This window comes from Salinimicrobium tongyeongense (genome assembly GCF_026109735.1).
GTDB classification, from domain to species: domain Bacteria; phylum Bacteroidota; class Bacteroidia; order Flavobacteriales; family Flavobacteriaceae; genus Salinimicrobium; species Salinimicrobium tongyeongense.
The window spans coordinates 1,036,348-1,048,837 of the sequence record NZ_CP069620.1; the positions used below are offsets into that span (position 1 = coordinate 1,036,348).

Genomic DNA, 12,490 nt, shown 5'->3' on the forward strand with positions numbered 1-12,490 from the left:
GTTATAGTACACAATTGCTACATCAAGACTGTTTAGTGTTAAATACACTGTAAATAAACATATTACCGGCCACCTGAAGTAATATTTTAAAAGTAAAATAACAACCTGATGTAGTGATGATGTAGTGTTTTTAAGGCATTTTTGACACCTGAAACTTTTAAAAATTAGCAATTAGCCAGTTGGTAAGGTTTTCTGAAGTGTCTACATTGATCTTTTTTCTAAGCCTGTATCGATGTACTTCAACCCCTCTCACGCTTATACCCATTAACGGCGCAATCTCTTTTGAAGTAAGGTTCATCTTAAGGTAGGCGCAAAGTTTAAGGTCCCTGTTACTCAGTTTTGGATATTTACTAAGAAGATCCCTGAAGAAATCTTCGTGCAGTTCATTAAAATTTGTTTCAAAGACCTTCCACTCGTCGTCATTCTTAACCGCATTATTGATCTTATTCATAATGTGTTTAAGCCTGTACTGGTTTGAGAATTTGGTTTTGTCCTTATTCAGTTCCCCCTGTATTTGCATAAGCACTTCATTTTTCTTAGCGGCAATCATGGTGGTGTTCGCCAGTTCTTTCCGCTTCATATTTATTTCATTAATGAGCTGTTCCTTTTCGAGCTTATTCATTTTTTCTTCATGCTCCTTTTGGTACCTGATCTTAAGAAGACGGCGGTGCTGCTGAAGTTTCAGTTTATTTACATAATAGATAAGCACCACGAGCATCAGTAAAGAAAGCAGGTACAGGAATTTCATATAATCTTTTAAATACCAGGGCGGATCTACCACAAACCTGAATACGCTAAATACCGAAGCCTTCTGCTGGGAACCCACGGCCGTTAACCTGAGCTCGTACTCATCGTAAGGCAAATTTTGGAACTGCAGCTTTCCTTCCTGCACTTCTCCCCTCACGGGGGGCGTATTTGTGCCAAGCAGTTCATACTCCATACCCACAGCATCTGAAACCGGTAAACCTGCAAGAATGGTTATTTCTCTCGCATTTTTACTGGGAATATGCGGCGTTTCGCTAAGATCATAATAACCAGAACCATCATACATTTTTTGCACCATGGGGGAACTCAAGTATTCACGAGTCCTAAACTGCCTTAACTCCTTCAGGTTAAGCCGGGCAAAACCATCATGCAGGGTAATATAGTAAATGGAATCGTTGAGCTTGATGAGCCGCTCATTTTTCTTTACCGTTCGTTTATTCAGCATCCCTGCAGTCACCAGGATCTTATCCTCTTTAAAATCGGTAATGGTAAGTAGATTCTTATCGGAATCCATGAACCAGAAAAATTCACCATCCTGCCCCAGCAGCCTTTTACCCTCATACTCCTGCCACTCCTTCAATACTTCCAGATTTTGGGTAAAAGGATTATAATGATACCACTTCCCATTGGTAAAGGCCACGATCTGGTTGTTCACCCGGTAAAGTTCAGCCTCCTGACTGCCCCCAGCAGAACCGGCATTAACTTTTTTCACAGAAGTGATGCTGTCGCTTTCCGAAGCAAGTCCAATCCTGTAAATACCTTCATAAGCATCAGTTGCCCACAGGGTAGAAGGGTTCTCAACCAGCATCTGTTTTACAGGAAAATTAATCCCTTTAAGCCGACGCACTTCTCCGGTAGCCTCATTGTAAAGGTCTATACCGGTATAATTCCCGATGAGAAAGTTCCCCGGGCCATTCTTCAGGATCTGGAAACTTCCTGTGCGTTCATCAACCGGCACAAAACGATCATTTACAATTTTGAAGGTGCCATTATTATGGTTACTGTACATTACCCCATCCTCCACCTCAAGATTCCAGGAATGGCCTTCGGCCCCTTCCAAAAGCTTCATCTGATCATCGAAAAGCCTGAAAACGCCGGTATTACTGGCCAGGTAAAGGTCCTTACCATTAAAATTCAGATCGTAAACCGACCCTAATTCCCCACTTTCATCAGTAAAAAACCTGAAAGGAGAATATACATCAACCACATCTATACCATTGTCCAACCCCAGCCAAACCTTAGCCTTGTTCTGTGCCATGGCAAGTACAGTATTATTCTGAAGCCCATCCCACCGATTATAAGACGAGATTTTGCCGGAAGCCTGATCAAACTGAATTATGCCATTTTTAAGGGTTCCTATAACTATTTCAGTGGGAGAAAGCGACAAAACGTGATTGAGCTCATACTGTTGCAGCTCCTGCTGAAGCTTGTTGTTAACAAGCTTTCGCATGTTCATACCATCAAAAAGGCAAATCCCGTCACTTAAGCCAATCAACAGTTCGTCACCATGAACAATTAGTTCCCTCACAACTTCATTCCCAATCACTTCCTGATTGGGCAGAGGCTCCATTTCTCCCGATGCATTCAAATAAACAAGCCCTGACTCACCGGTTGCCACAACCAACCTGTCGTTAAAAACCTCCATCTGGTTGACATTGACCCTTTGAACCGGAACTATTTTATCGTTCTCATAACGATAAACGGCTCCAAAAGACCTGAAATAAATGGCATTTTTGTGAGCTATGATCTCCCAAAATTCTTCACTCTGCAGCTCATAATCTCCCAGGAGCGGAATGAGGGAGGTATAACACATCTCCCCTTTTGAATCCCTTTCCCAAAAACCAAATTCCCTGTAAGAACCTGTAAAAACTTTCCCTTCATGAGGAAGAACCGACCGGATTACCGAACCACTTGCCAGGGGAAATAACTCCCAGCGTTGGCCGTCAAAACAAAGCAGCCCCTGATTGTTTGCCGCATAGATTATCCCCTTTTCATCAAGAGCAATATCCCAGTTTTGACTGGCAGCTTTATAATTAAAGGAAGAATAATTATGTATAGGTGGGGAAAGCTGTTGTGCTGTAGTAAATGAAAAGAATAAAAGTATGGTTATCAACACATTAAAACGAAATATTTCCATAGCAAAAAAAGATTTGAGCAAGTAATGTGCAAGTGATTTTTACCGAATAAAGGTACGGTTTTTTTTCTTTTCACTGATTTCTTCAAGAAAACCTCGATGTGGAATTCCCATCAGTTATTCTGCAGTGGAATAAAAATAATGACTGGAAAAAATGGCTACGGAAAGCCGGAAGAAAAATTACTTTTTACGTTCAATGACGTAATTCACCATAAGCATTAAAGAATCTTTGTACGGGGAAGGAGGATATTCTTCGAGCACGGCGAGGGCTTCCTGTTGAAATGCCTGCATTCTGGATACGGCGTAGGTGAGTCCGCCATTGTTCTTTACAAATTCAATAATTTCCTTAACCCGTTTCCCATCTTTGTTATGATTCTTTACCGAATTTATAAGCCAGGACTTTTCACGGGCAGAAACTTTATTTAGCACATGGATTAGGGGCAGGGTCATTTTCTGCTCTTTAATATCGATTCCCGTGGGTTTGCCTATGCGTTCATTGCCATAGTCAAAAAGATCATCTTTAATCTGAAAAGCCATTCCTATAAGCTCACCAAACCGCCTCATTTTTTCCACCTCCTTAGAATCGGGTAGCACAGAGGCTGCTCCAAGGCTGCAGCAGGCCGCTATTAAAGTAGCGGTTTTTTGACGTATGATCTCGTAGTAGATATCTTCGGTAATATCGAGGCGACGGGCTTTTTCAATTTGCAGCAATTCGCCTTCACTCATTTCCCGCACAGCAACCGAAATGATCTTTAAAAGGTCAAAATCATTGTTGTCTATAGAAAGTAATAGTCCTTTGGAAAGCAGGTAATCCCCCACCAGAACGGCAATTTTATTTTTCCACAGGGCATTGATGGAAAAAAAACCGCGACGCCGGTTGGAATCGTCCACTACATCGTCGTGGACCAGTGTGGCAGTGTGGATCAACTCAATTACCGAAGCCCCTCTGTAGGTACGTTCGTTGACTTTTCCTTCAGCAACCATTTTGGCTACGAGAAAAACAAACATAGGGCGCATCTGTTTGCCCTTTCGGTTAACAATAAAGTGAGTGATCCTGTTTAGAAGCGCAACTTTTGAAGACATCGACTGAGTGAACTTTTTTTCAAAAAGTTCCATCTCCTTCTCTACCGGCAGCTTTATTTTAGAAATTACCTTCATAAAGGCTGCTAAGATAGTTAAAAGAATAATTTTTCAGCACCTTCCAAAAATGCCCTTTTTGGATGATTATGCGACAACTTCCTTTGATTTGTTTGCAAGCTGGCCACAGGCGGCATCAATGTCCTTTCCGCGGGAACGACGAACGGTACAGGTGATTCCGTTACGCTCCAGTTCCCTTACGTACATGTTGGTTGTTTCTTCGGGAGCCTGCTTGAAGTGATCGTCACCTATGGGATTGTATTCAATTAGATTTACCTTGCAGGGCACATATTTACAGAACCTCACCAGAGCATCAACATCTTTCCTGCTGTCGTTCACATCTTTCCACACCACATACTCATAGGTAATACGGCTTTTTGTTTTAGCATACCAGTATTCGAGCGCTTCCCTAAGATCATCAAGAGGAAAGGTGGCATTAAAAGGCATAATGGAGGTTCTCACTTCATCAATGGCGGAATGCAGGGAAACGGCAAGCTTAAATTTCACCTCCTCATCGGCCATTCTTTTTATCATTTTTGGCACCCCTGAAGTGGAAACGGTAATACGTTTTGGCGACATGCCCAATCCTTCGGGAGAGGTGATCTTCTCTATAGCTTTAAGCACATTATTATAGTTCATAAGAGGCTCTCCCATGCCCATAAAAACAATATTCGAAAGAGGCTTATCAAAATACAACCGACTCTCATTGTCTATAGCCACTACCTGGTCATAAATTTCATCGGGATTCAGGTTGCGCATGCGCTTCAGCTTGGCGGTAGCACAAAATTTACAATCCAGGCTACAGCCAACCTGTGAAGAGACACAGGCGGTGGTTCTCGAGGGAGTTGGAATCAAAACCGATTCTACCGTAAGGTCATCGTGTAACTTTACAGCGTTTTTAATAGTTCCATCACTGCTGCGCTGCATCTGGTCTACCCGAATGTGGTTGATCACAAAATTCTCATTCAGCATTTTACGGGTCTCTTTGGAGATATTGGTCATATCTTCAAAAGAATGTGCTCCTTTCCCCCAAAGCCACTCATAAACCTGAGTTCCGCGGAAGGATTTATCCCCCTGGGAAACAAAGAATTGCTGAAGTTGCTCTTTGGTCAAGGCCCGTATGTCTTTCTTCTTTTCTTTCACGCTGCAAAAGTACAAAGTTATTCAGGATTCAAGATTTAAAATTAAAGATCTTTTTCCACCTGAATCCCTGTAATTATTTATAGTATATGCGGTTATAAGCAATTAGTGATCCAAAAAAGCGAAGCACCAAATAATTTCAAGCACCAATTTCCAAATTCCACTGGAGTACTAAAATAAGCCGATATGAAACCGATTTGCCGGCGCAGGTAGGTTCAAGGAAAAAAGAAACCTCACAAGTTTTTAAAAACCTGCGAGGTTTGGTTATATTTCTTTAGAAGCAACTGCCCACTGAATACTGAGCACTGAACATTCTAAACTATAGGATCAACATAGCGTCTCCGTAAGTATAAAACTTATATTTCTCCTTCACAGCTTCAGCATAAGCCTTCTTCATGAAATCGTGCCCTGCAAATGCAGAAACCATCATCAATAAAGTAGATTTTGGCGTGTGGAAGTTGGTGATCATACAGTTTGCAATACTAAAATCGTATGGAGGGAAAATGAACTTATTGGTCCATCCTCTAAACTCATTCAGGGTCTTGTTTGAAGAAACCGAACTTTCCAAAGAACGCATTACCGTAGTTCCCACCGCACAAACCTTGCGCTTTTCAAGAATAGCCTTATTGATGGTATTCACGGCAGGGGTTTCAATATAGGCCTCTTCACTGTCCATTTTGTGCTTGGAAAGATCCTCAACTTCTACCGGACTAAATGTTCCCAGCCCCACGTGAAGGGTAACTTCAGCAAAGTCAATCCCTTTGATCTCCAGCCTCTTTAGCAAATGTTTTGAGAAGTGAAGCCCGGCAGTAGGGGCCGCCACAGCACCTTCCGTTTTTGCATAGATGGTCTGGTAACGGTCTTTATCTTCGGGTTGTACTTCTCTTTTAATGTACTTTGGCAGCGGGGTTTCCCCGAGTTCTGTAAGTTTATTACGGAATTCCTCGTAAGAACCGTCGTAAAGAAAACGCAGGGTTCTCCCGCGGGAAGTAGTGTTATCAATGACTTCGGCCACCAGGCTTTCATCGTCTCCAAAATAGAGTTTGTTACCAATCCTAATCTTCCTGGCAGGGTCTACCAGCACGTCCCACAGGCGGGTTTCAGCATTTAATTCCCTCAGCAAAAACACTTCAATACGGGCACCGGTCTTCTCTTTATTACCAAAAAGACGGGCAGGAAAAACCTTCGTGTTGTTCAACACCATCACGTCTTGTGGTTCAAAATAATCGATAAGATCCTTAAATTGTTTGTGCTCAATTGTTTGCTCTTTCCTGTTTAAAACCATTAACCTGGCTTCATCCCTGTTCTCGGCAGGATATTCTGCCAATAGTTCGGGCGGAAGGTCAAAATTGAAGTGCGATAATTTCATTCCCATATAAGATAGATTTTAAGAAGCTGCAAATATACAACCTCGGGATAGGGGTTGTCAAGTAAATGCCGGTTTATTTAAGAAATCTGTTAATTGACGGGGCCACACAACGGCAGCTTTTAAAAATTTCTTATTCTTTAGCGGAATCTTTTACAGAAAACTTTAGCTGCTGAAGGTTCTCCCAAAACTCCGGAAATGACTTGCTCACCACCCCGGCATCATTAATAACAAGAGGAACTTTTAACGCCAGCGGCGCGAATGCAAGCGCCATACGATGGTCATTATAAGTGTCTATCGCAATATCTGATTTTATTTCTTCGGAAGCTGAAAGCTTTAAAGTATCATCAGTGATCTCAACCTGCCCTCCCAGTTTCTCTATTTCATTCTTCAACGCCTGAAGCCTGTCGGTCTCCTTGATCCTTAATGTATGAAGACCGGTCAAATAGGCCTTTACACCTAAACCGAAGCAGGTAACAGCAATGGTTTGTGCAAGATCGGGGCTGTTGGCAAGATCAAGTTCCAATACCTCCGGAAGTTGAACATCAAGCTTCTCCAACCTGATCTTACCTTCCAAAAATGTCGTTTTGACGCCTAATTTTTGGTAGATATCGGCCACACTTCTATCCCCCTGTAGGCTGTTCTCCCTGTAGGCGGTAAGACTAAGTTCTGCCGCATCTGAAAGGGCTGCCATACTGTAAAAATAAGAAGCAGAACTCCAATCCGATTCTACAACTATGCGTTTTGCGGGCACTGTAGCTGTAGGAGCTATGGAAATTTGGTTGTTCTCAAAACTTCCTTCAATTCCGCACTGCTTCAGGAGTTGCAGGCTCATTTGAATATAAGGTACAGAAGTAATCTTTCCTTCCAGATCAATTTTTAGCCCCTTGGGCAGCGAAGGAGCAATCAGCATCAAAGCCGAAATGTACTGGCTGCTCACATTTGCCTGCATTTTCACCTCATTTTTCAGCAGTTTTTTTCCTTTGATCCGCAGAGGAGGAAATCCTTCATTTTTATCATAGGTAATGTCGGCACCCAAATCACGCAACGCATCGACAAGAATTGCAATAGGCCGCTCCTGCATACGCGGGCTGCCGGTAAGCACGGTCTCCCTACCTTCTTTGGAAACGAAATAAGCCGTTAAAAACCGCATTGCCGTGCCCGCATGATGAATGTCTATGACCTCATCTTCAGAATTAAGGGCTTTTTGAAGCACCCGGGTATCGTCACTGTTAGACAAATTATCGATTTCCAGGTGAGGATAAAGGGCCTGCAGGATAAGCAGTCGGTTAGATTCACTTTTTGAACCGGTAACGGCAATCTTTCCCGAAAGCCTTCGGGTGTTGGTGGAAAGGTGAAGGGGCATAATTATTTTCTTTTAAAATTCTTTCTCCTACTGGTCATATACATGGAGTAAACGAGGCTAATCACGGCTTTGATAAGAAAATATTCCACCCATTTCCCATCAGAAAATTCATCCTGATAGATAAGGGCAAAATCGCCGCTAATGATTTGCCTGAAATGGGAGATAATAAGGGAAAGCCCTACAAATACAACAAAGAACACAGTGCCTAGTTGCAGCACCTTCAGCCAGTAATCGGAGTTTTTTACGTCTTCTAAAATGCGCATTTACAGTAACTTTTTGTTGTTTTTATGGCGGTCTTTGTCACGTTGAGTCTTCAGGTTCAACTTTTTATCAAAAGCTTCCTGTAGATCTATCCCGGTTTGATTGGCCAGGCAGAGCACCACAAAGACAACATCGGCCAGTTCTTCCCCCAGGTCTTTTGCTTTATCGCTTTCTTTCTCGCTTTGTTCCCCGTACCTGCGGGCAATAATACGGGCAACTTCCCCTACTTCTTCGGTAAGCTGGGCCATGTTGGTGAGCTCGTTAAAGTACCTCACCCCGTGCTCCTTTATCCAGGCATCTACGGTCTCCTGTGCATTTTCGATGTTCATCAGATAATTTTCTTCAAAACTAAAGTTTCTGATTGTTTCTCTACCATTTGTGCATAAAATTCTTTTAGGGCAGTATACTGCTCCGGAAGAAAAACAATATTCTTCAAAGTAAAATCGGCTTCAAATCGCAAATACCTCCCGTTTTGTTTCACCAGGAATTTGAATTCACCCTCACCTCCATTTATCTGGACAATTGAACTTTCGGGCAGAGATTCAACTTCATAGTCTTCAGGAATAAGAAGATTTATAGTTTTCTTCGTCATCATAGGGAATTCAAAGAAGATTGGGTACTGCCTTTCATCTGCTTTAAAAGGATTCTCAGCCAGGCCGTTAAAGATAAATGGCTTAATATATACTTTATCGTTAATGACATCTACTCCCTGCTGCAACTCGAAGACATAAGACTCTTTTACCTCTAAACCTATTGAATCAAGGTTCTCCTGCCGTACTTCGGATATTTTAATATTCCCCTTCTCTTTTTCAAGATTCTCCAGAAGAACCTGCTCAGAAAGTCCTTCCACTTCTTCCCTGTATGCCTTTGCAAAGAGGCCATCATAGCTTTCCGCCGCTTTCCCCCTAAGCACCATATCATTACCCAGTTCATAACTTAACACAGAGACATCAGATGACAGAACCCCAGAATACAGATCTACCCAGTCTGAAGATAAATTTTCCCGAATGAGCCTTCCTTTCCAGTTCCTTGCCCGCTTAGGCAATTCCCCCGGTGCAGCATGAGGGTCTGTGGCGTCGAGTAAAACAGCACCTTCCGGAAATTCGATCACAGAGACCACATAATTAAACCCGGTACGGGTAGGAAAAACCGGGATGCCATTACTGCGTGTACTCAACACGACGGGATTAGCATTGAGACCGGCATATTTTAACATGGCAGTTAGCAGGAGGTTAATATCCCCCACGTTTCCTTCCCCTTTTTTAAAGGCAGTTTTCCCACCGCTTTCTGGCATAAAGCCGTAGTAGCCGTTCCACTTCACTTTTTGTTTTACAAATTTGTAGATGAGCTGCATTTTTTCAAGAGGTGATTGCACCCCCTGCACGAGCTGGTCTACCTCATCTTCAAAATAACCATCCCGGTTTATTTCCTTTTGAAAGTCGGCGTCATTAAATATGCTTTTGGCCACACTTTCCCAATCTTCAGCATAGTTTTTTGTGGTAGTATTTGGGAATCTTGTAGAGGTAAGCTCCCATTTCAAAAATGCAGCATAATTATGCAGATAATCTACGTAATCTTCCTTTTTAAGGGCAGGTACATTGTTTGTGGCCACTTCATACACATTCTGTGAAAACTGAAGCCTTGATGTGCCCCTGCCATTATTATTTAGGTGAACGAAAGGTTCGGTACTTTCAGTAATGGGTAATATCAAAGGGGATTTAGGGTTTGAATATTTTCTGAAATTAAGGTATTCAGGGATCACTATTTTTACCTCAAGCCGGTTTATGGGAATAGTATACTGCAGCGGCGTTTGGTCTATTGAAGTAACAAAGGGAGAGTTCAAGGTGTATTTATACTCAATTACACTTCCTTCCTGCACAACAGGCATCGTAATTTTAGTAGTAAGCCGGTAATCATTTTCTTCCTCTTCAAAAATGCCATTTTTGCCAAGTTTTTCTGAAGTGAGTTTCCCATTATTGATATTATAGGTATAGCCTTTAATACTGCTCACCCTTTCTTCGTCATTGGAATTTTTATAATAAGAAATCTCTTTAGTGGCCCAGTCAAAGCCCTCTTTAGTATAGATCTTGATCCTCTCGTGCACATCGGTGACCAGTGTAAAGCCAATTCCGTTATCATACCTGTAGTACACATTGTGGCTGCGGTATAAAACTGCGGCATCTACTTCTTTGTCAACAGGATGAAATTCTTCCTTAACTTCATCAACTGACACTTTTCCAAAACGAAAGTCCTGGGCGCCTGCTCCAAAACTTAGCAGCACAAAAGCTGCAACAAAATAAAACTTATTCATTATAAATGGTTTAATTGCTCCGCACGAGAACTGCTTTTTGATTTCCCAGAGCGTGGATTGAATACATAAAATCTCGAAATTCCTGGAGTGCATCTGCAGGCCAGGTACCTTCGTTGAGCGTGTAGGAGCGTTCAACACATATTATTTTTTTACCTTCTATCTCGGTCAGCTTTGCCTCAAAACTGAAACTTCCGAATTTACTATCGAGCTTCACCGCTTCAGGAATTGCTTCAGATTCAAAATTCTCTGGCAATTCAAATTCAAAACGGTCTTTTGCAGTGGTGCCACGACCTATTTTAATGGGCAGCTTACGATCTTCACGGTCTGAAATCGAATAAGTAGCCACACTTAAAAAATTGAGCGGCATTAATAGACGGTTGGCAACTTTGGAAGGATACTTTTCACCTGAAAATTTGATTATTTCGGTAAATTCCTGCTTTTCCCGGTCATTGATAAATTGGGGCGCTTCAAGATCCAGGCCTTTGAGGTGCCCCCAGTTTTTCTTGTAGAACAAAACCTGATCTTTTTCTGATGCCGAAGTTATCCTATAGGTGTTGCCGTATGAAATCCCCCTGCTCTTTCTTTCAAAAGCAGCTTTATAGCTTCCATCTTCTTTTAAGCTTATGCGTATTGCTGTTTCCTGTACATTTTCTGAAGGGGAATAGGTTTTGGTCTTAACAATTTCACCTCCTTCAGGTTTTACCAGCAGCACATGCCGGTCATCTGTAAAATCTCCCAGATAATTAAACGGAAGGGTTTGACTGGTACATTCCAGCCAGATATCCTCTTCATTTTCCCTGGGAACATTAAGAATAACATGATCGCCCTGTATTGAAACAAATTCCGGGTCTATATCTTTTTTGTCTTCGCCAGAATACACTACTGCATAATATGAAGTGATGTCTTGAGAATCAAGAAGGGCTTTAGTATAGTTGGTGAGTCCTTTACAATCTCCGTATTTCACTTTGTCAACTTCTTCGGCAGAAATAGGTTCCCAGCCACCAATGCCTAACTGCACGCTTATATACCTCGAATTTTGCTGAACATAATCATATATAATCCTGGCTTTCTCTACATCATCTTTGGCTCCTGCTGTTAGCGCGGTGATTTTATTAATAGTTGCGACCGGAAGCTTGTTCCTGCCTGCCAATAGATTATCATACTGCCACTTTCCAAATTCTTTCCAGGTGGCACCGCTTCCTTTCACGCCAACCAGGGCAAATTCATCTAAGGCCACCTGTAAACCGGGAGTAAAATCTTCAAGGGACGGGCTTAATGGTTCATACTTATAGGCAGGAAAATTGGTTAGCGTATAGATAAGCTGGTTTCCTGAATTATCTTTTACCAGCTCCAGGCTGTCAAGATTTCTTTCCTGAATTCTATATTCAATATTTTCCGGAATTAAGACCTGGTAGCTCGATTTTTCCACACTTACATTAAAACCCCTTACAGGATTCCAGTCGGGCAAAAAAATGGTGCTATTTGTCTCCACTTCACTTTCATAAACAATAGTGTACGGATAGTCATTGGGGGTAAAATCGGCATAACTAACTCTTGTATCGCTATACAATGTGCCTGATGAAGTGGCACTGCGGTCTGTAAAATGCTTTGCCTTAAACTTTTTGATTTCATTTCCGTTCTTGTCATAGATCAAAAGGCTTTGTCCTTTAATTTTAATGTTGTTACTGTAAAAGTCACCTGCAAATGCAAAACGATCTCCATTTTCATTCAAGATCGTGATCACTTTACGACTGTTCATACTCATCTTATCAACTGAATTTACAGTAATTGACAGCAGCTGCTCACGAACTACTGCATGTGCATTTTCTTTCAAAGGGGCATCAATAAGATCTATGGAGTAGGGAGAGCTTTGGGAAAGCACTGTTGAAGAGGGTACCAACAACAGGAATAAAATAAAAAATAAGCGGAACATGAACATTGACAGAACTATAGGTTGGTTCTGCTAATATAGTATTTTAACTCTTTTTAACACATTTTTAAGTTTTTAAT

At 41.8% G+C, this 12,490-nt stretch carries 9 protein-coding genes; all 9 read right to left on the reverse strand.

Going from position 1 to position 12,490, the window contains the following annotated elements:
- Positions 1-157: 157 nt before the first annotated feature.
- Complete coding sequence (locus tag JRG66_RS04505; RefSeq protein WP_265164565.1) at positions 158-2,902, reverse strand: helix-turn-helix and ligand-binding sensor domain-containing protein; 2,745 nt, start codon at positions 2,900-2,902, stop codon at positions 158-160.
- Positions 2,903-3,079: 177 nt separating this feature from the next.
- Positions 3,080-4,057 (reverse strand): polyprenyl synthetase family protein, encoded by a 978-nt coding sequence (locus tag JRG66_RS04510; protein ID WP_265164566.1) that lies wholly within the window; start codon positions 4,055-4,057, stop codon positions 3,080-3,082.
- 66 nt (positions 4,058-4,123) lie between these two features.
- Positions 4,124-5,179: a dual-specificity RNA methyltransferase RlmN gene (rlmN, locus tag JRG66_RS04515; protein ID WP_265164567.1), complete on the reverse strand. Its 1,056-nt coding sequence runs from the start codon at positions 5,177-5,179 to the stop codon at positions 4,124-4,126.
- A gap of 316 nt (positions 5,180-5,495) precedes the next feature.
- Positions 5,496-6,545 (reverse strand): tRNA preQ1(34) S-adenosylmethionine ribosyltransferase-isomerase QueA, encoded by a 1,050-nt coding sequence (gene queA / locus JRG66_RS04520; protein ID WP_265165405.1) that lies wholly within the window; start codon positions 6,543-6,545, stop codon positions 5,496-5,498.
- A 130-nt stretch (positions 6,546-6,675) separates the two neighbouring features.
- Complete coding sequence (locus JRG66_RS04525) at positions 6,676-7,908, reverse strand: 3-phosphoshikimate 1-carboxyvinyltransferase (protein ID WP_265164569.1); 1,233 nt, start codon at positions 7,906-7,908, stop codon at positions 6,676-6,678.
- 2 nt (positions 7,909-7,910) lie between these two features.
- Positions 7,911-8,171, reverse strand: a complete 261-nt coding sequence (locus JRG66_RS04530; protein ID WP_265164571.1) for a hypothetical protein — start codon at positions 8,169-8,171, stop codon at positions 7,911-7,913.
- Complete coding sequence (locus tag JRG66_RS04535; RefSeq protein WP_265164572.1) at positions 8,172-8,498, reverse strand: nucleotide pyrophosphohydrolase; 327 nt, start codon at positions 8,496-8,498, stop codon at positions 8,172-8,174.
- Positions 8,498-10,480, reverse strand: a complete 1,983-nt coding sequence (locus JRG66_RS04540) for a DUF3858 domain-containing protein (protein ID WP_265164573.1) — start codon at positions 10,478-10,480, stop codon at positions 8,498-8,500. Before JRG66_RS04540 ends, JRG66_RS04535 begins: the two co-directional genes overlap by 1 nt.
- A 10-nt stretch (positions 10,481-10,490) precedes the next feature.
- Positions 10,491-12,413, reverse strand: coding sequence for a transglutaminase family protein (locus JRG66_RS04545; RefSeq protein ID WP_265164574.1), 1,923 nt, complete (start codon positions 12,411-12,413; stop codon positions 10,491-10,493).
- Between the last annotated feature and the right edge of the window lie 77 nt (positions 12,414-12,490).